The organism is Jatrophihabitans fulvus (assembly GCF_054781375.1).
Map to the genome: position 1 here is coordinate 1,541,383 of NZ_BAAGUN010000001.1, position 24,131 is coordinate 1,565,513.

22 protein-coding genes are annotated in these 24,131 nt (G+C 72.2%); 7 read left to right on the plus strand and 15 right to left on the minus strand.

The features are described from left to right. The first annotated feature begins 51 nt into the window (after positions 1-51). Positions 52-1,875, plus strand: coding sequence for a DUF2510 domain-containing protein (locus tag ACYVP9_RS07500; protein WP_460604073.1), 1,824 nt, complete (start codon positions 52-54; stop codon positions 1,873-1,875). Between the two features lie 247 nt (positions 1,876-2,122). Here the strand turns inward: ACYVP9_RS07500 and ACYVP9_RS07505 are convergent, their stop codons facing one another. Beyond that, positions 2,123-3,115 carry a protoheme IX farnesyltransferase gene (locus ACYVP9_RS07505; protein WP_460604074.1) on the minus strand — a complete coding sequence of 331 codons (993 nt, stop codon included), beginning with the start codon at positions 3,113-3,115 and terminating at the stop codon, positions 2,123-2,125. A 175-nt stretch (positions 3,116-3,290) separates the two neighbouring features. On the opposite strand from ACYVP9_RS07505, the gene tkt reads away from it, so the two are divergent. The 5 genes from tkt (at position 3,291) to pgl (ending at position 10,114) form a co-directional block, all read left to right on the plus strand. Next, positions 3,291-5,402: a transketolase family protein gene (gene tkt, locus ACYVP9_RS07510; protein ID WP_460604075.1), complete on the plus strand. Its 2,112-nt coding sequence runs from the start codon at positions 3,291-3,293 to the stop codon at positions 5,400-5,402. A 28-nt stretch (positions 5,403-5,430) separates the two neighbouring features. Next, positions 5,431-6,540: a transaldolase gene (gene tal / locus ACYVP9_RS07515; RefSeq protein ID WP_460604076.1), complete on the plus strand. Its 1,110-nt coding sequence runs from the start codon at positions 5,431-5,433 to the stop codon at positions 6,538-6,540. Positions 6,541-6,778: 238 nt separating this feature from the next. Continuing rightward, positions 6,779-8,311 (plus strand): glucose-6-phosphate dehydrogenase, encoded by a 1,533-nt coding sequence (gene zwf, locus ACYVP9_RS07520; protein ID WP_460604321.1) that lies wholly within the window; start codon positions 6,779-6,781, stop codon positions 8,309-8,311. Positions 8,312-8,324: 13 nt separating this feature from the next. After that, positions 8,325-9,335, plus strand: coding sequence for a glucose-6-phosphate dehydrogenase assembly protein OpcA (locus ACYVP9_RS07525; RefSeq protein WP_460604077.1), 1,011 nt, complete (start codon positions 8,325-8,327; stop codon positions 9,333-9,335). After that, complete coding sequence (pgl, locus tag ACYVP9_RS07530) at positions 9,332-10,114, plus strand: 6-phosphogluconolactonase (protein ID WP_460604078.1); 783 nt, start codon at positions 9,332-9,334, stop codon at positions 10,112-10,114. The genes ACYVP9_RS07525 and pgl overlap by 4 nt, the downstream gene beginning before the upstream one ends. Before the next feature lie 216 nt (positions 10,115-10,330). Here the strand turns inward: pgl and ACYVP9_RS07535 are convergent, their stop codons facing one another. The 7 genes from ACYVP9_RS07535 to ACYVP9_RS07565 form a co-directional block, all read right to left on the minus strand. Then, on the minus strand, positions 10,331-10,786 hold the full coding sequence (locus tag ACYVP9_RS07535; RefSeq protein ID WP_460604079.1) for a GNAT family N-acetyltransferase: 456 nt from the start codon (positions 10,784-10,786) through the stop codon (positions 10,331-10,333). Then, a complete protein-coding gene (locus ACYVP9_RS07540) occupies positions 10,783-11,124 on the minus strand; it encodes an RNA polymerase-binding protein RbpA (RefSeq protein ID WP_460604080.1) in 342 nt (113 codons plus the stop codon). The genes ACYVP9_RS07535 and ACYVP9_RS07540 overlap by 4 nt, the downstream gene beginning before the upstream one ends. 40 nt (positions 11,125-11,164) lie before the next feature. Then, positions 11,165-11,401 (minus strand): preprotein translocase subunit SecG, encoded by a 237-nt coding sequence (gene secG, locus ACYVP9_RS07545; protein WP_460604081.1) that lies wholly within the window; start codon positions 11,399-11,401, stop codon positions 11,165-11,167. 65 nt (positions 11,402-11,466) lie between these two features. Then, entirely contained in the window at positions 11,467-12,309 is an 843-nt protein-coding gene (gene tpiA / locus ACYVP9_RS07550; RefSeq protein WP_460604082.1) for a triose-phosphate isomerase family protein, read from the minus strand. 4 nt (positions 12,310-12,313) lie between these two features. After that, positions 12,314-13,534 (minus strand): phosphoglycerate kinase, encoded by a 1,221-nt coding sequence (locus ACYVP9_RS07555; protein WP_460604083.1) that lies wholly within the window; start codon positions 13,532-13,534, stop codon positions 12,314-12,316. A 3-nt stretch (positions 13,535-13,537) separates the two neighbouring features. After that, on the minus strand, positions 13,538-14,542 hold the full coding sequence (gene gap / locus ACYVP9_RS07560) for a type I glyceraldehyde-3-phosphate dehydrogenase (protein WP_460604084.1): 1,005 nt from the start codon (positions 14,540-14,542) through the stop codon (positions 13,538-13,540). Positions 14,543-14,658: 116 nt separating this feature from the next. Then, on the minus strand, positions 14,659-14,946 hold the full coding sequence (locus tag ACYVP9_RS07565; RefSeq protein WP_460604085.1) for a hypothetical protein: 288 nt from the start codon (positions 14,944-14,946) through the stop codon (positions 14,659-14,661). Between ACYVP9_RS07565 and ACYVP9_RS07570 the strand changes: the two genes are divergently transcribed. Further along, complete coding sequence (locus tag ACYVP9_RS07570; RefSeq protein WP_460604086.1) at positions 14,945-16,393, plus strand: DUF2252 domain-containing protein; 1,449 nt, start codon at positions 14,945-14,947, stop codon at positions 16,391-16,393. The genes ACYVP9_RS07565 and ACYVP9_RS07570 overlap by 2 nt on opposite strands. 1 nt (position 16,394) lies before the next feature. Here ACYVP9_RS07570 and ACYVP9_RS07575 read toward each other — a convergent pair whose 3' ends face one another. From ACYVP9_RS07575 to uvrC, 7 genes are all read right to left on the minus strand, one after another. Next, positions 16,395-17,030: a transcriptional regulator gene (locus ACYVP9_RS07575; RefSeq protein WP_460604087.1), complete on the minus strand. Its 636-nt coding sequence runs from the start codon at positions 17,028-17,030 to the stop codon at positions 16,395-16,397. Next, a complete protein-coding gene (locus ACYVP9_RS07580; protein WP_460604088.1) occupies positions 17,027-18,466 on the minus strand; it encodes a sensor histidine kinase in 1,440 nt (479 codons plus the stop codon). The genes ACYVP9_RS07575 and ACYVP9_RS07580 overlap by 4 nt, the downstream gene beginning before the upstream one ends. 1 nt (position 18,467) lies before the next feature. Further along, positions 18,468-19,106: a hypothetical protein gene (locus ACYVP9_RS07585; protein WP_460604089.1), complete on the minus strand. Its 639-nt coding sequence runs from the start codon at positions 19,104-19,106 to the stop codon at positions 18,468-18,470. Positions 19,107-19,222: 116 nt separating this feature from the next. Further along, positions 19,223-20,203, minus strand: coding sequence for a DNA-binding protein WhiA (gene whiA / locus ACYVP9_RS07590; RefSeq protein ID WP_460604090.1), 981 nt, complete (start codon positions 20,201-20,203; stop codon positions 19,223-19,225). Further along, positions 20,194-21,240, minus strand: a complete 1,047-nt coding sequence (locus ACYVP9_RS07595; RefSeq protein WP_460604091.1) for a gluconeogenesis factor YvcK family protein — start codon at positions 21,238-21,240, stop codon at positions 20,194-20,196. Before ACYVP9_RS07595 ends, whiA begins: the two co-directional genes overlap by 10 nt. Further along, positions 21,240-22,130 (minus strand): RapZ family nucleotide-binding protein, encoded by an 891-nt coding sequence (gene rapZ, locus ACYVP9_RS07600; protein ID WP_460604092.1) that lies wholly within the window; start codon positions 22,128-22,130, stop codon positions 21,240-21,242. Before rapZ ends, ACYVP9_RS07595 begins: the two co-directional genes overlap by 1 nt. Further along, positions 22,127-24,118, minus strand: a complete 1,992-nt coding sequence (gene uvrC / locus ACYVP9_RS07605; protein ID WP_460604093.1) for an excinuclease ABC subunit UvrC — start codon at positions 24,116-24,118, stop codon at positions 22,127-22,129. The genes rapZ and uvrC overlap by 4 nt, the downstream gene beginning before the upstream one ends. Positions 24,119-24,131 lie beyond the last annotated feature (13 nt).

Here is a 24,131-nt window from a genome sequence, read left to right on the forward strand (position 1 = left end):
GTTTCCGTGTGACGATCACTGTTCGACCTACGTCTGTGGAGAGTGAGCCCGATGGCCGACGCCGGTTGGTACCCGGACGACTACGACCCCACCATGCAGCACTACTTCGACGGCCAGAACTGGACCGGCCAGCGCCGTCCGATGTCCGAGGCCGGCCAGGACGCTGCCGCGAGCCACGGCGCCTCGCCCACGGGTGACACCGTGCGGCGCGGCGACCTGTGGAACCAGCAGGACGGGCAGCAGAACGTCCATCAGAACGGTCAGCAGGCCGGCCAGCCGTACGGGCAGCCGTACGGCCAGGACCACGGGCCCCGCAGTTCCCCGGGCGTCGCCCCGGCTGCGGGTGATCAGGGCGGTTACGGTCACCCGGGCGGCTACGGCACCCCGCCGCCGGCCGGGTACGGCCAGGGCGAGCCGGTGGGATACGGCCAGCCGGGGTACGGGTCGACGCCGCCCGTCCCCCAGGGTCAGCCGTACGGACAGGGCGACTGGAACGCCCCGCCACCGGCCGGCCGGCCGGGCCGCCGCAAGGGCCCCCTGATCGCCGCGGGCCTCGGCGTGGTCGTCCTCGTCGCCGGCGCCGTCACCTGGTTCGTGCTGGGCAGCGGTGGCGACGACGACGACGCGCCGTCGCTGACCTACAACGGCAAGCAGATCAACGACCCGTCCGGCGTGCTCACCAAGGCCGAGGACGCCCTGAAGTCCACCGTCAAGGAGCGCAACGGCGCCAGCAACGACCAGACGCGCTGCTACTTCGCGAAGCCGAAGACGCCGCCGAGCGGCGGCAAGAGCACCGACGTCGAGAACGAGTTGCGGTGCGGCCCCGTGCTGTTCCTCGAGGGCGACGAGTCGGAGGCGTACCTGCGGGTGCCGCTGACCGACAGCCCGAACGGGTCGTCCGTCGATCTCACCCCGCCGGACACGCTCACCGGGATCCAGCCGTCGTCGATCGGGTCGGTCACCCTCGAGCGTCCGGACGGCGAAAAGCCGCCGTCGGGCTCGGGCGGACTGAAGGTGCCGACGCCGCCCAAGGCGGAGAAGGACCTGCTGACGACCGGCACCCTGCCGTCGGGCGTCACCGCGAAGAGCCTCGACAACGCCACGATGGCCGGCTACGACCTGCGCGCCACCATCACGAAGGTCGCCGAGCTCGACACCTACGGCACCGGCGACGACGCACGGTCCGCACCCGACGGCCAGAAGCTGATCGCCTTTCAGGTCGAGTACAGCGAGGGTGACACCGACGACGACGGCGCCAAGCCGAAGCTCGTCGTCGACGGCAGCAGCCCGCGCGAGCTGCCCGAGGCCAGCGGCAGCACCTACATCATCGCCGCGATCCCGCAGAGCGGGTCGGCCCAGCTGCTCATGGACGACGGCCGCTACAAGCAGACGCTGTCGCTGCCCGCCGGAACGCCCGGTGCGAACAACATCCAGGTGCTGCAGCGGCAGGGCCGCGTCGACAACACCGAGAAGAAGGCCACCGTGCCGATCGCGCTGCGGCAGGGATCGCGCACCGGTTCGGCGGCCTGGGCCGTCACGCTGCGCAGTGCCTCGCTCGACTTCTGGGCGCTCAACAACGAGTCCGTGCACCCGAGCAGCACCAAGAACGCGATGCTGTCGGTCACCGTCGTGCGCCGCTACACCGACGAGACACGGAACTTCGCATTCAACGTCTCGCTGATGAAGCTGCGCGCCGGCGGCAAGACCTACGCCTGCCGCGACGTCGCCCCCGGCCCGACGAAGGTCCGCGGCGTGTTCGAGGTCCCGGCGAGTTTCAAGTCGGGAACCCTCGTCATCGGCGGCTCGACGGTGGTCCAGGGCATCACCGTCCGCATCACCAAGGGCGCGACGCTGCCGATCAACCTGCAGAACTGACGGTTCTCGCGACGAGGCCCCCGGCGAACCGCCGGGGGCCTCGTCGTGTCGGGTGTACTCCGGGTCGTCTGCCGAGGTCGCGGCGTGGCTGGATCTTCATGCGCGGGCGGCGCCATGGGGCCGCGGGGGCCTGAAGATCGCCACCGCGGATTGGATCTTCATGCCGGGGCGGCGCCATAGGGCCGCGGGCGCCTGAAGATCGCCACCCGGCGCGGATCTTCGGGTGCCGGGCGGTTCGGGACGGCCGTCAGCGGACGAAGACGTCCACGGCGACGGCGACGAAGACGAACGCGAGGTAGCTGTTCGACAGGTGGAACAGCGACATCGCGGCCTTGGCGTTGGCCTCGCGGCGGGTCGCCGACAGCAGCCGGTGAGCCGCGACGATCAGCCCGGCTCCGGCGAGGGAGGCGAGCAGCCCGTAGATCCACCCGGTGGCCAGCGGCCACAGCGCCAGCGAGGCGGCGACGGTGAGGTAGCTGTAGACGACGATCTCGCGGGCGACGCGCCGCGGCGCGGCGACGACGGGCAGCATCGGCACGCCGGCGCGGGCGTAGTCCTCGCGGTACCGGATGGCGAGGGCCCAGAAGTGCGGCGGCGTCCAGAAGAAGACGACACCGAAGAGCACGACCGGCGCCCAGGCCAGCGAGTCGGTGACCGCGGCCCAGCCGATGAGCACCGGCATGCAGCCGGCGGCGCCGCCCCAGACGATGTTCTGGGCGGTGCGCCGCTTCAGCACCATGGTGTAGATGACGACGTAGAACGCGATGGCCACGAGCGTCAGGCCGGCGGCGAGCCAGTTGGTGACCAGGCCCATGACCCCGACCGAGACCACGCCCAGCAGCACCCCGAAGACGAGGGCTCCGCGGGGGCTGACCTCGTGACGGGCGAGCGGACGGTGGCCGGTGCGCCGCATGACCGCGTCGATGTCGCGGTCGACGTAGCAGTTCAGGGCGTTCGCGCTGCCGGCGGCGAGCGTGCCGCCGACCATCGTCGCGACCACGATCTGCCAGTCGGGCAGCCCACCGGCGGCGAGGATCATCGCCGGCAGCGTGGTGACCAGGAGCAGTTCGATGATGCGGGGCTTGGTCAGCGCGACGTACGCGGCGAACGTGCCGCGCCGGTCGCGCGTGCGGCGAACCGGGCGGCCGCGATCGGCGGATGCTCGATCCGCTCCGCCCCGGGAGCCGTCCCCGCCGTGGTTTCCGCCCAGATCGAGGGGCGCCACGGGGGTCTGCGTCACTCCGCCAGGGTAGCCGCCGGGGCGGGCCGGACCGCACGCAGGTTCAGCGATTCGACACCCGTGGCAGCCCCCGCGGCCGCGGGCGATGTGGCTACGCTCGCAAGTGGGTAGGACGACGGGTGACGACCTGAACCAAATGGCGACCGAAAACGCATTCGAAAGGACTTGATCGGCTGTGACCGACACCGACAGCGGCTCCTCCGAGGCCGTGATCACCAGCACGCACCCCGACTGGTGGTCCGATCTCGACACGAAGGCGGTCGACGCCGCCCGGCTGCTGGCCGCCGACGCCGTGCAGAAGGCGGGCGACGGTCACCCCGGCACCGCGATGAGCCTCGCGCCGCTGGCCTACCTGCTCTACCAGCGCGTGATGCGCCACGACCCCACCGACCCGAAGTGGGTCGGGCGCGACCGCTTCATCCTCAGCAACGGCCACTCGTCGCTGACGCAGTACTGCCAGCTCTTCCTGGCCGGGTACGGCCTCGAGCTCGGCGACCTGCAGTCGCTGCGCATGTGGGACTCGCGCACCCCCGGCCACCCCGAGTACGGCCACACCGCGGGCGTCGAGATCACCACGGGTCCGCTGGGCCAGGGCGTCGCCAACGGCGTCGGCATGGCCATGGCCGCCCGCCGCGAGCGCGGTCTGTACGACCCCGACACCGCGCCGGGCGAGTCGCCGTTCGACCACTTCGTCTACGTCATCGCCGGTGACGGCTGCATGCAGGAGGGCGTGGCGTCCGAGGCGTCCTCGCTGGCCGGCCACCAACAGCTGGGCAACCTGATCGTCTTCTACGACGACAACAAGATCTCCATCGAGGACGACACCGCCGTCGCGTTCAGCGAGGACGTCGCGAAGCGCTACGAGTCCTACGGCTGGCACGTGCAGTACGTCGAGTCCGGCGAGGACGTCGTCGCCCTCGAGAACGCGGTCGCCGAGGCCAAGAAGGTCACCGACAAGCCGTCGTTCATCGTCGTCCGCACCATCATCGGCTGGCCCGCGCCGACGCTGCAGAACACCGGCAAGGCCCACGGTGCCGCGCTCGGCGACGACGAGATCAAGAAGACGAAGAAGATCCTCGGCTTCCCCGAGGACGAGACCTTCTTCCTGCCCGAGGGTGTGCTCGAGCACGCGCGCGGCGCGATCGACCGGGGCCGCGAGGCGCACGCCGAGTGGCAGAAGTCGTTCGACGCCTGGCAGTCGGCCAACCCCGACAACGCGAAGCTCTACCAGCGCATCGCCGAGCGCGAGCTGCCCTCCGGTTGGACCGATTCGCTCATCGAGTTCCCCACCGAGAAGGACGGCAAGCCGAACACCATCGCCACGCGCAAGGCCGCGGGCGAGGTCGTCAGCGCACTCGCCGACGTGCTCCCGGAGCTGTGGGGCGGGTCGGCCGACCTCGCGGGCAGCAACAACAGCGACATGGACGGCGAACCGAGCTTCATCCCCGCCGCCCACCAGACCAAGATGTGGCAGGGCGGGCCGTACGGCCGCAACCTGCACTTCGGCATCCGTGAGCACGCGATGGGCGCCATCGTGAACGGCATCGCCGTGCACGGCAACACCCGTCCGTACGGCGCGACGTTCCTGGTGTTCAGCGACTACATGCGCCCGCCGGTCCGCCTGTCGGCACTGATGGAGTTGTCGTCCATCTGGTGGTGGACGCACGACTCCATCGCCCTTGGCGGCGACGGACCCACCCACCAGCCGGTCGAGCAGATCGCGTCCCTGCGCGCGATCCCCGGCCTCGACGTCGTCCGCCCGGCCGACGCCAACGAGGTCGCCGTCTGCTGGCGCCGCATGCTCGAGACCACCGATCACCCGGCCGGCATCGTGCTGTCGCGCCAGAACCTGCCGGTGCTGCCGGCCGAGGACGTCCGCGGCGCCCGTGAGGGCGGCTACGTGCTCAAGGACGCCGGTTCCGGCCGCGCGAAGGTCATCCTGATCGCCACCGGTTCCGAGGTGGCGCTCGCGCTCAAGGCGCGCGAGGCGCTCGAGGCCGAGGGCACCCCCACCCGCGTGGTGTCGATGCCGTGCGTCGAGTGGTTCCGCTCGACCCCCGGCTCGTACCAGCAGGAGGTCATCCCGCCGGAGATCAAGGCGCGCGTCAGCATCGAGGCGGGCGTCAGCCAGGGCTGGCGCGAGTTCGTCGGCGACGCCGGCGAGATCATCTCGGTCGACCACTTCGGCGCCAGCGCGCCGGGTGACGTCGTCTACGAGCAGTACGGGTTCACGACCGACCGCGTCGTGGCCGCGGCCCACTCCGCGCTCCAGCACGCCGGCGCCTGATCCCCCACCCGGACGAAGGAGAAACGACATGAGTGACGCTCTGAAGAAGCTGTCCGACCAGGACGTGTCCATCTGGCTGGACGACATCAGCCGCGAGCGGCTGCGCAGCGGCAACCTGCAGCAGCTGGTCGACGAGAAGCACGTGGTCGGCGTGACCAGCAACCCGACGATCTTCCAGAAGGCGCTCGACAAGGGCGACGCCTACGACGAGCAGTTGCACGATCTCGCGCTGCGCAAGACCGACGTCGACGAGGCCGTCCGCTACCTGATGGCCTACGACATCCGCTGGGCCTGCGACGTGCTGCGCCCGCAGTTCGACAGCACGTCCGGCAAGGACGGTCGCGTCTCGATCGAGGTCGACCCCCGCCTGGCCCACGACACCAAGCGCACCACGGCCGAGGCCAAGGCGCTGTGGTGGCTGGTCGACCGTCCGAACGTGATGATCAAGATCCCGGCCACCGAGGAGGGTCTGCCGTCGATCACGGACGCGACCGCGGCCGGCATCAGCGTGAACGTGACGCTGATCTTCGGTCTCTCCCGCTACGAGCAGGTCATGGAGGCGTACCTGGCCGGCCTCGAGCAGGCGCGCGAGAACGGCCACGACCTCGCGAAGATCCGGTCGGTCGCGTCGTTCTTCGTGTCGCGCGTCGACACCGAGATCGACAAGCGGCTCGACAAGCTCGGGTCGGACGAGGCCGCGGCCGCCAAGGGCAAGGCCGCCGTCGCCAACGCCCGCCTGGCGTACGAGAAGTACGAGCAGGTCTTCACGTCCGACCGGTGGAAGGACCTCGAGTCGGCCGGCGCCAACGTGCAGCGTCCGCTGTGGGCCTCGACCGGCGTCAAGGACCCGGCCTACGACGACACGATGTACGTCGTCGACCTCGTCGCCCAGAACACCGTGAACACGATGCCCGAAGCGACCCTCGACGCGGTCGGTGACCACGGCGAGATCCGCGGCGACACGGTCACCGGCACCTACGACGACGCCCGGGCGACGTTCGAGACCCTCGCCGGTCTCGGCGTCGACTACGACGACGTCATCGCGACCCTCGAGCAGGAGGGCGTGCAGAAGTTCGAGGACTCCTACGCGCAACTGGCCGAGAGCGTCAAGGGAAACCTCGAGCGACTCGCGAAGTGACGGTTCCCGACCGATCGCTCGACCGACCGCTCGACCGGGGAGGGTGGCAGTGACCGACGACAGCACCGAGGCCGACCAGCAGTCCGACACCCGGACGGCCGGGCCCGACGACGCCGGCGACACCGGCGAGTCGGGTTCCGGCACGGTCGACGGCTCGGCTCCGGTCGGCGAGGCCGACCCGCACCCCGCCGGGTCCGACGCCGCGTCGGCGCAGGAGCCGGCGGCGGTCGGCGAACCGCTGTCCGAGTCCGGCGACGCCGGCAACCCGCTGCGCGACCCGTCCGACCGTCGCCTGCCGCGGGTGCCCGCGCCGTGCGCGCTGGTCGTCTTCGGCATCGGCGGCGACCTGTCGCGCAAGAAGCTGATCCCGGCCGTCTACGACCTCGCCAACCGTGGCCTGCTGCCCACCGACTTCGCACTGGTCGGCGTCTCGAAGGCCGACTGGCCGGGCGGCGGGTCGTTCGAGCAGTTGGCGCGCAAGTGCGCGAAGGACGGCGCGCGCACCCATTGGAACGAGGAGGTGTGGCGGCGCCTCGCCGGCAACACCACCTTCATCGAGGGCGCGTTCGACGACGACAACGTGTTCGACGAGCTGACCCGCACCGTCGGCGAACTGAAGAAGTCGCGCGGCATCCAGGGCAACATCGCGTTCTACCTGTCGATCCCGCCGAAGCTGTTCCCCGATGTGCTGCAGCAGCTCGAGCGGGCCGGCCTGAACGACCAGACACACGGCTTCCGCCGGGTCGTGGTCGAGAAGCCCTTCGGGCACGACCTGGCGAGCGCTCTCGAACTCAACCAGCTCGTCGACCACGTCTTCCCCGCGCGCAACGTCTACCGCATCGACCACTACCTCGGTAAGGAGACGGTGCAGAACCTGTTGGCGCTGCGCTTCGCCAACCAGTTGTTCGAGCCGGTGTGGAACGGCAACTTCGTCGACTCGGTGCAGATCACCATGGCCGAGGACGTCGGCATCGGCGGGCGCGCGGCGTTCTACCAGGCCACCGGCGCGGCACGGGACGTGCTGCAGAACCACCTGCTGCAGCTGCTCGCGCTCACCGCGATGGAGGAGCCGGTCGAGTTCTCGTCCGAGTCCGTCCGCATCGAGAAGATCAAGGCGCTGCGGGCCATCTCGTTGCCGTCCGACCTCGAGTCGTACGCCATCCGCGGGCAGTACGACCAGGGCTGGCTCGCCGGCACCCGCGCGGTCGCGTTCCGGTCCGAGGACGGCATCCCCGAGGACTCCACCACCGAGACCTACGCGGCCGTCCGCCTCGGTGTCGAGACGCGGCGATGGGCCGGCGTGCCGTTCTACCTGCGCACCGGCAAGCGGCTGCCCAAGCGGGTCACCGAGATCGCGGTGCTGTTCAAGAAGGCGCCGCACCTGCCCTTCAGCAAGACCGACACCCAGGAACTCGGGCACAACCAGCTCGTCATCCGCGTGCAGCCGGACGAGGGCGTGACGCTGAAGTTCGGGTCCAAGGTGCCGGGCAGCGCGATGGAGGTGCGCGACGTCGCGATGGACTTCCTCTACGGCGAGGCGTTCACCGAGTCCTCGCCGGAGGCGTACGAGCGACTCATCCTGGACGTGCTCGTGGGCGACGCGACCCTCTTCCCGCGCAGCGAGGAGGTCGAGGCCTCGTGGCGGGTCATCGACCCGCTCGAGAGCTTCTGGGCGGGCAGCGAACCGCACCTGTACCGCGCCGGCGAGTGGGGCCCGAAGGCGGCGGACGAGATGCTCGCGCGCGACGGACGGCAATGGCGGCGACCGTGACGGGAGACCTGCAGTGACCACCCTCTGGGACACCACCGGAACCCACGTCGTGAAGGCGCTGGCCGCCGAGCGGCGCACCGGCGGGGCGGTGACGTCGGGGCTCGCCCTGACCCTCGTGATCGTCACCGACCACAAGGACATCGACGAGGTCGAGGAGGCCGCGGCGCTCGCCTCGAGCATGCATCCGATGCGCATGCTCATGGTGGTGCGGCAGCAGATCGAGGCGCCCGTCCCCCGGCTCGACGCCGAGGTGACCATCGGCGGACGGCTCGGCCCGGGCGAGTCCGTCGTGCTGCGCATGTACGGCCGGCTCGCGCTGCACGCCGAGTCGGTCACGCTGCCCCTGCTCGCCCCCGACGCCCCCGTCGTCACCTGGTGGTTCGGCGAGCCGCCGCACAAGATCGCCTACGACCCGCTCGGCGTCTTCGCCGAGCGGCGCATCACCGACGTGCTGCGCGCGTCCGAGCCCAATGCGGCGCTGCAGCAACGGGCCGTCGACTTCGCCCCCGGCGACACCGACCTCGCCTGGACCCGGCTGACACCGTGGCGCGCGGCGCTGGCGTCCGCGTTCGACGGCGCGCGGCGGCACCGTCCGACCTCGGCGGTCGTGCACGGCGGCGCCAACGAACCCTCGGCCCGGTTGCTGGCCGGCTGGCTGGCCTCGCGCCTCGACCTCGACGTGTCGGTCGACGGCACCGACGACGAGCCGATCAACGGTGTCGAGATCACGTTCGCCAACGGCAAGACGACCCGGGCGACCATCGAGGGAAGCAGCCTCGTGCTGCGCCGCGAGGGCCAGCAGGACTCCTACCAGCCCTTCGGCGAGCGTCCGCTCGGTGAGCTGCTCGCCGAGGAACTGCGCCGCCTCGACGCCGACCACGTGTACGCCGAGGCGCTCGCACAGGTCAGCGGTGTGAGCGGGCTCGAGGAGCGTCCGTCGCAGCGTCAGCACATCTGGTGGGACCCGGCCACCGGCAAGGAAGGCCCGCAGGAGCCACCCGCGCGCGAGGAGGAAGCATCGTGACGTCGCCCGGTACCTCGGTCGGCTCGTCCGGTTCGGGAGAGCCCGACCGTGGAGTGCCCGAAGTCGTCGTCCAGCCGACGTCCGACGCGCTCGCCGGTTCGGTCGCCGACCGCGCCGTCGCCACACTGGCAGCGGCCGTCACCGCCCGCGGCGAGGCGCACCTGGTCGTCACCGGCGGGTCGATCCTCGAGAAGGTCCTGGCCGGCATGGCGCCGCGGGCCGACGCGTTCGACTGGTCGGCCGTGCACGTGTGGTGGGGTGACGAACGGTTCGTCCCGTCCGACAGCGACGAGCGCAACGACCGTCCGGCGATGGCGAAGCTGTTCGACCTGGTTCCGGTCGACCCCGCCAAGGTGCACCGCATGCCGGCGTCCGACGTCGGCTTCGACGACGCCGAGGCGGCGGCCGACGCCTACCAGCAGGCGATGCTGGACGCCGGCGGCGGCTCAGTGCCGCCGTTCGACGTGATCCTGCTCGGGCTCGGGCCGGACGGGCACTGCGCCTCGCTGTTCCCCGGCCATCCCGGCACGCAGGTCACCGGACGCCCGGTGATCGCCGTGCACGACTCGCCCAAGCCCCCGCCGGACCGGTTGTCGCTGACGTTCGAGGGCCTCGACGCCGCGCGCGAGATCTGGCTGATCGCCTCCGGCGACGGCAAGGCCGACGCGGTCGCGAAGGCAGTGGGTGGCGACGAGTCGCTGCCGTCCGCCCGGCCGCGCGGCCGCGAGCGCACGCTGTGGCTGCTCGACGAGGACGCCGCGTCCCAGCTGCCGTCCTGACCGGTCGGTGACGCCCTCCCGGCCCGGCCGGGCTTTCCTCGACAGGTGACGTTGCGGGCATGCTCCGACGTCACTCATCGAGGAAGGTCGGCGACGTTTCCTCGCTCGGCGACGCTCCCCTGCCCGGACCGCGGCGCTCATCGAGGAACGATCGGGTTCGCGCGCGAGGATGTCGCGTCGACGACCTCGAACCGACGATCCGGCGCGCAGAGGTGATCAGCCGAGCAGGCGCGCCATGACCACACGCGGGCTGCCCGGCCAGACGTCGTCGCGTTCCTCGACGGGCACGAAGCCCTGCGCCTCGTAGAACGCGCGGGTCGCGGCGTAGAACGGGTCCGGGTCGGACGGACCGAGCGTCGCCACGGTCAGGGCCCGCGCACCGAGCCGGGCGGCGACATCGGCGACCAGGTCGACCAGCACCGCCCCGGCACCGCGCCGGTGGTAGGCCGGGTCGACGGCCATGAGGTGGATGTCGACGACGTCCGGGAGGGTGCGTCGATGAAGCAGGACGCCTACGTCGGCGTCGTCGTCATGGGCGACGAGAGTGCCGCACGACGCGGCGTCGCGGACGTACTGGTGGTTGGCGTCCGCCTGCCCGAACCAGTCGGGCAGGGCGTCGAGCAACCGGGCGACGAGATCGGGACGTGGACCCGAGACCTCGGCCCGGATCACTCCCCGCGGCGGGCGCGCAGGCGGGCGAGGGCCTCGTCGAGGATGGCCGCGCCGTCCTCGTCGGTGCGGCGCTCCTTCACGTATGCGAGGTGTGTCTTGTAGGGCTCGTTGCGCGGTGCGCTCGGCGGCGCCTCGGACTGCCGGCCGGCCGGGTACCCGCACCGCGGGCAGTCCCAGGTGTCGGGCACCGGCGCGTCCATGGCGAACGCCGGACGGGTCTCGTGCCCATTGGCGCAGAAGAAGGAGATGAACTGGCGGGGCGCGGACTCGCCGCGCTCGTTCTCGCCCATCGGACCCGCGCCCACCCGGCTGCCCCGGATCGCACTGCCACCTGCCACGAACGTCGTCCTTTCCTCGAGCCGGTGTGCTCGGCCGGTTCTAACCCTGGTTCTTGTACAGCAGGCACAGCCCGATGATCGAGATGGACCACACGGCACCGGCCACCACGGTGAGCCGGTCGAGGTTGCGCTCGACCACCGAGGAGCCCGACAGGCTGGAGTTGAAGGAGCCACCGAGCATCGACGACAGGCCGCCGCCCTTGCCGCGGTGCAGCAGCACGAGCACGATCAGCAGCAGGCTCGCCACGATCATCACGATCGACAGCGTCAGGATCACGGGTCGGTCCTCGGGTCGGGTGCGGTTCGGTGCGGCGCGACACGAGGTGCCGCGCCCGACAAAGGTTACTTCACCGGCTCGCCGGACGCGGCCCTCGGCTCACCCGCGGCGATGCAGATCTTCGCGAACTCGTCGGCGTCGAGACTCGCGCCGCCCACGAGCGCGCCGTCGACGTCGGTCCGAGCGACGATCTCGGCGGCGTTGCCACCCTTGACCGAACCGCCGTAGAGCACCCGCACGCCGGCGGCCAGCTCGGGCGAGTACAGCTCGGCGAGGGTGGCGCGCAGGGCGGCGCACACCTCCTGGGCGTCGTCGGGCGTGGCGACCTCGCCGGTGCCGATCGCCCAGATCGGCTCGTAGGCGACGACGACCGACTCGGCCTGCTCGGCGGTGACGCCCGCGAGCCCGGCCTTCAGCTGTGCCGTCGTGTGCGCGACGTGGCCGTCGGCCTGCCGGACCTCGAGCGACTCGCCCACGCACAGGATCGGGGTGATGCCGTTGCGGTAGGCCGCGATCACCTTGTTGTTGACGGTCTCGTCGGTCTCGCCGTGGTGCTCGCGCCGCTCGGAGTGCCCGACGATCACGAACCGGCAGCCGAGCTTGGCCAGCATCGGACCGGAGACGTCGCCGGTGTACGCCCCGGAGTCGTGCGGCGACAGATCCTGCGCGCCGAACGCGATCGGCACCTGGTCGCCGTCGATGACCGTCTGCACGCTGCGCAGGTCGACGAACGGCGGCAGCACGGCCACCTCGACCCGGGACATCTGCTGCTCGTTGAGGCTGAAGATCAGCTTCTGCAGCAGCGCGATGGCCTCGAGGTGGTTGCAGTTCATCTTCCAGTTGCCGGCGATGAGCGGCTGCCGGCCGTCGGTGCCGGGACGCTGGGGGGCGGGTTTGCCGGTGGCCACGCGATCAGCTCGTTTCGAGGATCTGAACACCGGGCAGCTCCTTGCCCTCGAGGAACTCCAGGGACGCGCCGCCGCCGGTCGAGATGTGGCCGAACGCCGACTCGTCGAGGCCGAGCGCGCGCACCGCCGCGGCGGAGTCGCCGCCGCCCACCACGGACAGGCCGTCGACGGCCGCGACGGCCTCGGCCACGCCCTTCGTGCCCGCCGCGAACGGGGCCAGTTCGAACACGCCCATCGGGCCGTTCCAGAACACCGTCCGGGCGCCGTCGAGCCTGGCCGCGAACGCGCGCACCGACTCGGGGCCGATGTCGAGTCCCTTCTGCCCGTCCGGGATGGCGTCGGCGCCGACGACCCGCGTCTCTGCGTCGGCGGAGAACTCGGCCGACACCACGATGTCGGACGGCAGGACGATCTTGTCGCCCGCCTCGGACAGGAACCGCCGGCAGTTGTCGACCTGGTCGGCCTCGAGCAGCGAGTCGCCCACGGAGTGACCCTGCGCGGCCAGGAACGTGAAGCACATGCCGCCGCCCACGAGCAGGGTGTCGACCTTGGGCAGCAGCGACTCGATGACGGCGAGCTTGTCGCTGACCTTCGACCCGCCGAGCACGACCGCGTACGGACGGTCGGCCTCACCGGTGAGGCGCCGCAGCACGTCGAGCTCGTCCCGGACGAGATCGCCGCAGTAGTGCGGCAGCAGGGTGGCCACGTCGTACACGGACGCGTGCTTGCGGTGCACCGCTCCGAAGGCGTCGTCGACGTAGGCGCCGCCGCCGTCATCGCCACCGGTGAGGATCGCGAGCTGCCGGGCGAACTCGAGCCGCTCGGCGTCGTCCTTGCTCGTCTCGCCCGCGTTGAAGCGGACGTTCTCGAGCAGCACCAGCTCGCCGTCGCCGAGGCCGTCGGCCAGCAGCCGCGCGCTCTCGCCGACGGTGTCGGTCGCGAACTCGACCGGGCGGCCCAGCAGCCGGGCGAGCCGGTCGGCGACCGGGCGCAGCGAGTACTTCTCGTCCGGTGCGCCCTTGGGACGCCCGAGGTGAGCGGTCACGAGCACCCGCGCCCCGGCGTCGAGCAGCTTCTCGAGCACCGGCAGCGACGCGCGGATACGGCCGTCGTCCGTGACCTCACGTCCGTCGGCAGAGTCCTTGAGCGGGACGTTGAGGTCGGAGCGCACGAGCACCCGTCGGCCGGCGACGCCGACCCCGATCAGGTCGTCGAGGGTGCGCATGGTCTACAGCGAGGAGCCGACGAGCGCGGTCAGGTCGACGAGGCGGTTGCTGTAGCCCCACTCGTTGTCGTACCAGCCGACGACCTTGACCTGGTCGCCGATCACCTTGGTGAGGCCGGCGTCGAAGATGCACGACGCCGGGTCGGTGGCGATGTCGGACGACACGATCGGCGCCTCGGTGTAGCTGAGGTAGCCCTTGAGCGGGCCCTCGGCCGCCGCCTTGTAGGCCGCCTTGATGTCGTCGACGGACGCCTCGCGCGACAGCGTGACGGTGAGGTCGGTGGCCGAACCGGTGGGGATCGGCACCCGCAGCGCGTAGCCGTCGAGCTTGCCCTTGAGCTCGGGCAGCACGAGGCCGATGGCCTTGGCGGCGCCGGTCGAGGTCGGCACGATGTTGAGCGCGGCGGCCCGGGCGCGGCGCAGGTCCTTGTGCGGGCCGTCCTGCAGGTTCTGGTCCTGGGTGTACGCGTGGATCGTGGTCATGAGGCCACGCTCGATGCCCCAGTTGTCGTGCAGCACCTTCGCCAGCGGGCCGAGGCAGTTGGTCGTGCACGAGGCGTTGGAGATGACGGTGTGCTTCGCGGGGTCGTAGTCGCCGTCGTTGACGCCCATGACGACGGTGACGTCCTCGTTCGAGGCCGGCGCCGAGATGATGACCTTCTTCGCGCCGCCGTCGACGTGGACCTTGGCCTTGGTGGCGTCGGTGAAGATGCCGGTCGACTCGATGACGACGTCGGCGCCGATCTCGCCCCACGGCAGCGCGCCCGGGTCGCGCTCGGCGTAGGCCTTGAAGGCCTTGCCGTCGACGGAGATCTCGCTCTCGGTCGCGGAGACCTCGCCCGGGAACCGTCCCAGGATCGAGTCGTACTTCAGCAGGTGCGCGAGGGTGGCGTTGTCGGTGAGGTCGTTGACGCCCACGATCTCGATGTCGGCGCCGGAGGCCGCGACCGCCCGGAAGAAGTTGCGCCCGATGCGGCCGAAGCCGTTGATGCCCACACGTACGGTCACTGCGTTGCTCCTCGAGGTGTCGCTCACGTGTCCCGGAATCTCGGACCCGACCCTATCGGGTGCCCCCGACCCGTCCGCCGCCCCCGAGGTGACCGGCGGGTAATGCGCAGGGCGCCTCAGACCGCTCCGGGACCCGGCTTCGGACGGTCGGCCGGCTTCGGCGACGGGCTCGCGGCGGGCTGGTCGGACGGCACGTCGGCGCCGTCCTTCTGGTAGCCGTCCTTGAACCCCTTCGCGGTCTCGGTGGCCTTGTCCTTGAGCTGCCCGAACAGCGAGCCCGCCTTCTTGGCCGCCTTCTCGGCGCGCGGCGCGGCCTCGGCCTGTGCCCGCGCGATCTTCGGCGCGGCCGCGGCCTTCGCCCGCTCGTACGCGTCCTTCGCCCGCTCGCCCGGCTTGCCCGGCATGGCCGCCCCCTTCGTGGTTCCGATCGGCGCCTCCACCCTAACCGCGCGACGGGCCGGTCCCGGAGCGAGCGGGACGACGGGTGCGGTGGCGGGCACGATCACCGGCGTGGAGTGGACGGATGCCGACGAGGCCCGGGCGGCCGGGGAGCAGGTGCGGCGGACGGTGCCGCACGACGCGCACGGCACGTTCGTGCCGGCGACCGACCGTCCGACGATGGTCGAGTTCGTGCGTGCGCGCGACGAGGGACGCGACCCCGCCCTGCTGCCGCTGGCCCACCACCGCATCGCCGTCGACGCGTTCGCGTTCTTCCGCGGCAGCGCCGGGCTGATGGCGATGGATCTCGCCGACGACCCGGTGACGGGGCTGCGGGCGCAGATCTGCGGCGACGCGCACGCGTCGAACTTCGGGCTGTACGGCACCGACGACGGCCGCATCGTCATGAACGTCAACGACTTCGACGAGACCGTCGTCGGGCCGTGGGAGTGGGACCTCAAGCGGCTGGCCACGAGCCTGGTGCTGGCCGGACGCACCGGCAGCCGGGTCGGCGACGAGGCCACCCGCAAGGCGGCGCGGCACGCGGCGCGCGCGTACCGCCGGGCGTGCCGGCACCTGGCCGGGCTGCCGTTCCTCGACGCGTGGACCGCACTCGGCGACGAGTCCTACATCGCGCTGGCCGACGCCGACGCGCTGTTCGACGACTTCGAGGCGGCCGCCGCGAAGGCGGTGCGCAACACGAGCGAGAAGGTCGCCGGCAAGGTCACGCGGCGCGACGACGACGTCTGGCGGTTCGTGCCCGATCCGCCGATCCTCACCGAGGTCGACGACGCGACCACCGCAGCCGTCGTCGAGGGCTTGCGCGCCTACCCGCCGTCGCTGCACGCCTCCCGCCGCCGCCTCATCGAGCGTTACGCGACCCGCGACGTCGCGATGCGCGTGGTCGGCACGGGCAGCGTGGGCATGCGGGCGTACGTCGCGCTGCTGCAGGGCAACGGCGACGAGGCGCTGGTGCTGCAGCTGAAGCAGGCCGGTCCGTCCGCCCTGGCGCCGTACCTGCCGCCGTCGGAGCCGATGCACGACGGTCAGCGCGTCGTCGAGGGCGCGCGGCTGGTGCAGAGCGCGACGGACCTGCTGTTCGGCTGGACCACGATCGCCGGCCGTCCGTTCATCGTGCGGCAGTTCCGCAACCGCAAGGGATCGATCGACCCGACCGTGCTCACCGCCGACCACCTGGACGACTACGCGCGGCTGGCGGGCGCGCTGCTGGCCCGCGCGCACTGCCGCACGATCGACGCGCGCACCCTGTCCGGCTACCTGGCGAAGGGCAAGGAGTTCGACGCCGCCGTCGCCCGTTTCGCGCTCGCCTACGCCGACCGGGTCGAGCTCGACCACGCCGAGTTCGTCGCCGCGATCGAAGCCGATGAGGTCGAGGCCCGCGGCGAGCAGTGACCTACTCCGGCGGCAGGTTCTCCCGCGCCCACAGCGCGGCGGACGTCCGGTCGGCCACCCCGATGCGGCGGAACACGTTGCCGAGGTGCACCTTGACCGTGCGTTCGGCGATGCCCAGCGACCGTCCGATCTGCTTGTTGGCCAGGCCGCGCGCCGCCAGCCGCAGCACCTCGACCTCGCGATCGGACAACCCCACCGCGGACGGAGCCGGCTCCCCCGTCCCGGGCAGCAGCGCCCCGGCGACCCGGGGATCGAGCGGGCTGTGCCCGGCGGCCGCCGAGCGGACGGCCGACAGCAACTCCTCGGGTGCGCAGTCCTTGAGCACATAGCCGACCGCGCCGGCGGCGACCGCGTCGCGCACCTGCTTGCGGTCGCTCGAGCTGGACAGCACGACCACCCGGGCGGACGGGCGGATCTCGCGCAGCCGCCGGGTGGCGGCGACGCCGTCGAGCACCGGCATCGAGAGGTCCATGAGCACGACGTCGGCGTCGGTGCCGGTGAGCACCTCGACCGCCTGCGCGCCGTCGGCGGCCTCGCCGACGACCTCGATGTCGGGGGCGGTGGCGAGCATGGCTCCGAGCCCCACGCGCACCATGCGGTGGTCGTCCACCATGACGACCCGGATCGGCGCGCTCACGCGCTCACCGGCAGCCGCAGCCGCCAGGCCGTCCCCCGGCCCGGCGCGGTGCGCAGCGCGAGTTCGGCGCCGTGGTCACGCGCCACGTCGTCCATGAGCGACAGGCCGAAGTGGCCCTCGGGACGGTCGGTGGCGTCGAAGCCGGGACCGGCGTCCGCGACCTCGAGCACCACCACCTCGACAGGCAGCACGTCGTCGTCCTCCCGGTGCAGGGTCAGCGTGACGGGCGCGCCCGGCGCGTGCCGCGCGGCGTTGCGCAGGGCCTCCTGCGCGACCCGGAACACGGCCTCGACCTCGTCGCGCTCCAGGTCCGCGGCGGCGTCCTCGTCGACGGCGAGGTCGAGGTGCTCGATGCGCAGTCCGGCCGCGGTGTCGCGCAGCGCGGCGGCCAGTCCGGCGTCGTGCAGCGACGGCGGGTACAGGTCGACGAGCAGCGAGCGCATGCCGCCGATGCCGGAGCGGACGGCGTCCTGCGCCTCGCGCAGCTGGTCGGCCAGCGCTGCCTCGCCGCGGGCGGACGCCGCCTGGGCGCCGGCTCCCACCGCGAACGACGCGGCGACCAACTCCTGCACGACGCCGTCGTGCAGGGTGGCGGCGATGCGGCGGCGCTCGTCGAGCGAGGCGTCGGCCGCCCGCTGCAGGCTGCGTTCGCGCTCGCGCTGCGCGCGTCGGGCCCGCGCGACGAGCGTCCAGCCGATGGGCACGAGCAGCAGCACGAGCAGGCCGATGCTGCCCAGCGTGATGGCGGCGAAGCCCCGCCAGATGGAGCTCGCCCGCTGGTCGACCTGGTCGTAGCGGTAGTAGGCCTCGAACAGCAGCGGACGGCCGGCGGGTGTCCACACCGGGCGGTGCACCTCGAGCAGCGTTCCCTGCCCGCGCTCGTACCGGTTCTCCGGCTCGTCCAGGTCGCTGATGCCGGCGTCGACCTTCGGGTCGCTGAAGGTGGCCCGGGCGTCCGCGTCGAGCGCGAAGCGCGCGCCGACCAGCCGGGACTCGTCCGACCACAGGATCTCGCCGTCGGGGTTCCAGATCTTCACGCGGACGATGTCGGACAGCGACAGCACACGCTGCCGGATCACCGGGCCGAGGGCGGCCGCCGCGGCCGCGCTGCCGGCCATGGCGTCGGTGAGCGCGGGTTGGACGACGCTGTCGGCCAGCACGTTCGTGAGTTCGGCGGAGTCGCGCACCGCCTCGCTCTCGGCGGCGCGGCGGCTGATCGCGAGCCCGACCACCGCGACGGCGAGGGTGACCACGAGCGCGGCCGCGCCGAGTCGAAGCAGCACGGCGCGCAGGCTCGGCAACCGGCGGTCCCGCGCGGGGCGCCCCGCGTCGCGCACGACGACCCAGTCGGTGCGCGAGGGATCCGACGACGGCGACGACTCGGGTGGATCGTCAGGGCCGTCGGCACGCACCGACCGGGTCGCCGTCTCACTCATGTCAGTCGTCGCCGCCGTTGTCGCCGCCGTTGTCGTCGCCGTTGTCGTCGCCGTTGTCGTGGCCGTTGTCGTGGCCGCCGTTGTCGTCGGCACCGCGGCCGCCGTGCCCACTGCCGCTGTCGTCGCGTCCGCTGTCGTCGCGTCCGCTGTCGTCGCGTCCGCTGCGATCGCCGCCGTTGTCGTCACCGGGCTCGGTGCTCGCGCCGTGGTCGTCGCCCGGCTCCGCGCTGCGGGTGCCGTCGCGGTCGTCGCCACCACGGTCGTCGCCACCACGGTTGCGGCCGTGGTCGTCGCCCGGCTCGGAGCTGCGGCCGTGGTCGTCGCCGGGCTCGGAGCTGCGGCCGTGGTCGTCGCCGGGCTCGTCGTCGCGTCCGTCGCGTCCGTCGCGTCCGTCGCGTCCGTGACGGCGGCCGTGGTCGTCCGACGCGGTCGGGGACGGGGTGACGGAGGTCGGGGACGACGCCGGCGCCGACACCGACGCGTGTCCGCTGTCGTCGTAGGAGACCTGCGCGGCGTCGGACGGCACCCGCACGGGCACGGGCTGCGAGAACGACGGTGTGCTGGCCAGGGCGAGCGCGGTCGGGACCGCGATGGCCGCGGCGCCGGCGGCGGTCGCGGCGGCGATGATGAGCTTCTTCACGGTGACTCTCCTCCGGGGTTGGTGTGTCACCGTCAGTTCTCCCGGAGCGGCGGTCGTGCCCGCCATCGGACGATGGGACTAGTACCCCGCCAGGGTCCCACGCCGCAGGCCCTCGGTCAGGGGGCGAGCATCTCCGGGGTCACCGCAGACTCGGTGTCGGGGATGCCGAGCTCGGAGGCCCGCTTGTCGGCCATCGCGAGCAGGCGCCGGATGCGTCCGGCGACGGCGTCCTTCGTCATGACCGGTTCGGACAGCGCGCCGAGTTCCTCGAGGGAGGCCTGCGCGTGCTCGAGGCGCAGCCGCCCGGCCTGCAGCAGGTGGTCGGGCGCGTCCTCGCCGAGGATCTCGAGCGCCCGTTGGACGCGCGCCCCGGCAGCCACGGCGGCGCGGGCGGACCGGCGCAGGTTGGCGTCGTCGAAGTTGGCCAGCCGGTTCGCGGTGGCGCGCACCTCGCGGCGCATGCGGCGCTCCTCCCACGCCATGACCGACTCGTGGGCGCCGATGCGGGTGAGCAGCGTGCCGATCGCGTCGCCGTCGCGGACGAGCACGCGGTCGCCGCCGCGCACCTCGCGGGCCTTCGCGGTGACGCCCAGGCGGCGGCCGACCCCGACGAGGGCGAGCGCGGCCTCGGCGGACGGGCAGGAGATCTCGAGCGAGCAGGCGCGGCCGGGCTCGGTGAGCGAACCGTGGGCGAGGAACGCACCCCGCCAGGCGGCCTCGGCATCCGCGACGCCACCGGAGACGACCAGGTGGGGCAGGCCCTTCACCGGACGTCCGCGCAGGTCGACGAGCCCGGCCTGACGGGCGAGACCCTCGCCGTCCTTCGTCACGCGGACGAGGTAGCGGCTGGTCTTGCGGATGCCGCCCGCGGCCACGATCTGCACCTCGGAGCCGTGGCCGAAGATGTCGGCGATCTCCTTGCGCAGCCGCCGCGCGACCGAGCCGGTGTCGAGTTCGGCCTCGATGACGATGTGGCCGCCCACCAGGTGCAGGGCCCCGGCGAACCGGAGCATCGTGGCGAGCTCGCTCTTGCGTGCGGACATCCGCTCGACCGGTACCCGGCTCAGCTCGTCCTTGACGGCGGCGGTCATCGCCATGCGTCTGCTCCTCCCCCGGGCGTCCCCGTGGCGGACTGATCTGCCCGCATTGCACGCCGCGCCCCGTCGCCGGGCGGGGCGGCCTCCTGTGTCGGGCCGTCCTGCATCACGTCGTGGAGCGCCTGGCTGAGCCTGAGCGGGTCATGCCGTTCGGCGCTGTCGTCCGCGGCGAGTCTAGACACTACGAGGCGCGCGCCCGCCGCGTGTACGGCTCGCGTCAGATTCTGCCGGTCGAGCACCGAGTCCTCGTCGGCCAGCACGGTGTGCACCGGCAGCCCACCGAAGGGTTCGGCGTGCCGCTGCAGCAGGTCCAGCAGCTCGTGCGGCTCGTAGGCGTCGGTCTCGCCGAGCTGCGGCACGAGGTTGAGCACGACGACGAGCCGGGCGCGGGTGGTCGCGATGGTGCGGCCCAGCTCCCGCAACAGCAGGTGCGGGATCACGCTGGTGAACCACGACCCCGGGCCGAGGGTGACGAGATCGGCCTCGCGCACCGCGTCGACGGCGTCCGCGCAGGCCGGCGCGCCCGGCGGCAGCAGCGAGATGGACCGCACCCGCCCGGGCGTCGACGCGATGGACACCTGACCGCGGATGGTGCGGGTGCGGTCGGGGTCGTCCGGGTCGAAGCGGTCGGCCTGGGCGACGAGGTCCAGCGGCGCGGGGCTCATCGGGAGCACCCGTCCGACGGCACCGACCAGCGACGCGAGGCGCCGCAGTGCCGCCACCGCGTCGCCGTCGCGCTCGAGCAGCCCGGTGAGCATGAGGTTGCCGACCGGGTGACCGGCGAGCACGCCGGTGCCACCGATGCGGTGCTGCAGCAGCTCGGCCCACGCCGCGTGCTCGGGGTCGCTGCCGGCCAGGGCCGCGAGCGCCATGCGCAGGTCGCCGGGCGGCAGCACCTTCAGCTCGCGGCGGATGCGTCCGGACGACCCCCCGTCGTCGGCGACGGTGACGATCGCGGTGAGGTCGTCGGTGAGCAGCCGCAGCGCCGACAGCGTGGCGTGCAGGCCGTGGCCGCCGCCGAGCGCGACCGCCTTCACTACTCCCGCCCCAGGTCGCGGTGGACGACGGTCGTGCGCACGCCCAGCGCGCTGAGCCGGTCGGCGAGCTGCTGGCTGATCGCGACCGAGCGGTGCTTGCCTCCGGTGCACCCCACCGCGAGCGTGAGGAAGCGTTTGCTCTCGCGCCGGTAGCCGGCGCCCACGATGCGCAGGATCTCGGTGTACTTGTCGACGAACTCGGCCGCACCCTCCTGGCTGAGCACGTAGTCGCGCACCTCCGCGTCCTGGCCGGTGAGCGGGCGCAGCTCGGGAATCCAGTGCGGGTTCGGCAGGAAGCGCACGTCGACGACCATGTCGGCGTCGACGGGCAGGCCGTACTTGAACCCGAACGACAGCACGGTCGCGCGCAGTGCGGTGCGGTCGTCGGTCATCGGCCCGGTGAACGCCGACTCGATGGCGCGCCGCAGGTCGTGCACCGACCGGTTGCTGGTGTCGATCACGAGGTCGGCGTCGTCGCGCAGCCCCGACAGCAGCTCGCGTTCGGCGCTGATGCCGTCGATCAGCCGTCCGGAGCCCTGCAGCGGATGCTGCCGGCGCACGTTCTCGAAACGGCGCACGAGCACGTCGTCGCTCGCCTCGAGGAACAGCACCCGCGGTCGCAGCGGTCCGGACAGTCCCCGGATCGTCTCGCGCAGGTCGGACGAGAACGCGCGGCCGCGGACGTCCATGACGACGGCCAGCCGCGTGACCGTGCCCTGGGTCCGGCTGCCCAGGTCGACCAGCGTGCCGATGAGTTCGGCGGGCAGGTTGTCGACGACGTAGAAGCCGAGGTCCTCGAAGCACTTCGCGGCGGCGCTGCGTCCCGCCCCGGACAGGCCGGTGACGATGACGGTCTCGAGGCCGCCCTTCGACTGCTCGTGCTCGCTCACAGCACCTCTCCCGTGGTGACGTTGACGGCCGGCGCCGCCGGTTCCTCGGCGGCGAGCGCGGCCACGATCGCCTCGGCGGTCTGCCGGCCGATGCCGGGGACCTCGACGAGCTCGTCGACGGTCGCGGCGCGCAGCTTCTTCAACGATCCGAACCGCTTGAGGACGGCCTTGCGCCGCGTCTCGCCGAGGCCCGGGATGCCGTCGAGCGCCGAGACCGTCATCGACTTCGACCGCTTCTGCCGGTGATAGGTGATGGCGAAGCGGTGCGCCTCGTCGCGGACGCGTTGCAGCAGGTACAGGCCCTCGGAGGTGCGCGGCAGGATCGCCGGGTACGGCTGGTCGGGCAGCCAGACCTCCTCGAGCCGCTTGGCCAGCCCGACCAGCGACACGTCGTCGATGCCGAGGTCGGCGAGCACCTTCGCAGCCGCGGCCACCTGCGGCGCGCCGCCGTCGACGACGAGCAGGTTCGGCGCGTACGCGAACTTCTTCGGACGTCCGGTGGTGGGGTCGATCCCGGGCGGCCCGCCGGGTTCGGTCGACTCGGCGCCCGGGTCGCTGTCGGCATCGGCGCCCGTCTCGACCTGCTCGTCCAGGTAGCGGGCGAAGCGGCGCCGCACCACCTCGGCGATCCACTGCACGTCGCCGGTGCCCTCGGACGTGTCGCGCAGGGCGAAGCGGCGGTACTCGCTCTTGCGCGGCAGGCCGTCCTCGAACACCACCATCGACGCGACCACGTTCGTGCCCTGCACGTGGCTGATGTCGAAGCACTCGATGCGCAGCGGGGCGCTGGGCAGCTCGAGGTTCTCCTGGATCTCGTCGAGGGCGCGCGAGCGCGCCGTCAGGTCGGACGCGCGCTTGAGCTTGTGCTGGTTCAGCGACTGCGCGGCGTTGCGGGCGACGGTCTCGGCGAGCGCGCGCTTGTCGCCCCGCTGCGGCACGCGGACGGACACCCGCGTACCGCGGCGCTCGGTGAGCCACTGCTCGAGCACCTCGGCGTCGTCGGGCAGCGCGGGGACGAGAATCTCGCGCGGGATGTCCTCGCCGGACTCGGCGAACAGGCCGTAGAACTGCGTCAGGAACTGCTCGACGAGGTCGCCGGTCGACATCTCCTCGAGCCGGTCGACGACCCAGCCACGCTGGCCGCGGACGCGTCCGCCGCGCACGTGGAACACCTGGACGGCAGCTTCGAGCTCGTCCTCGGCGAACGCGACGACGTCGGCGTCGGTGCCATCGCCGAACACCACCGCCTGCTTCTCGAGTGCGCGGTTGAGGGCGCCGAGGTCGTCTCGCAACCGCGCCGCGCGCTCGAACTCGAGCTCGGCGCTCGCCTGCGCCATCTCGCGTTCGAGCCGCTTGACCATCGCGTCGGTGCGGCCGGCCATGAAGTCGCAGAAGCCGTCGACGATGTCGCGATGCTCGTCGGCCGACACCCGCCCGACGCACGGCGCGCTGCACTTGCCGATGTAGCCGAGCAGGCACGGCCGTCCGACCTGGCCGGCGCGCTTGAAGACGCCGTTGCTGCAGGTGCGAGCAGGAAAGACCCGGGTGAGCAGGTCGAGCGTCTCGCGGATCGCCCACGCGTGGCTGTACGGGCCGAAGTAGCGCACGCCCTTGCGGCGGGGCCCGCGCATGACCTGCAGCCGCGGATACTCCTCGTGCAGCGTCACGGCCAGCGACGGGTAGCTCTTGTCGTCGCGGTACTTGACGTTGAACCGCGGGTCGAACTCCTTGATCCACGTGTACTCGAGCTGCAGCGCCTCGACCTCGGTGCGCACCACCGTCCACTCGACGCTGGCCGCGGTGGTGACCATCTGCCGGGTGCGCTGGTGCAGCCCGGCGACGTCGGCGAAGTAGGAGTTGAGCCGCTGGCGCAGGCTCTTCGCCTTGCCGACGTAGATCACCCGGCCGCGCTCGTCGCGGAACTTGTAGACACCCGGCTCCAGCGGGATCGTCCCGGGTGCGGGGCGATAGGTGGACGGGTCGGGCACGCCGTCGAGGTTA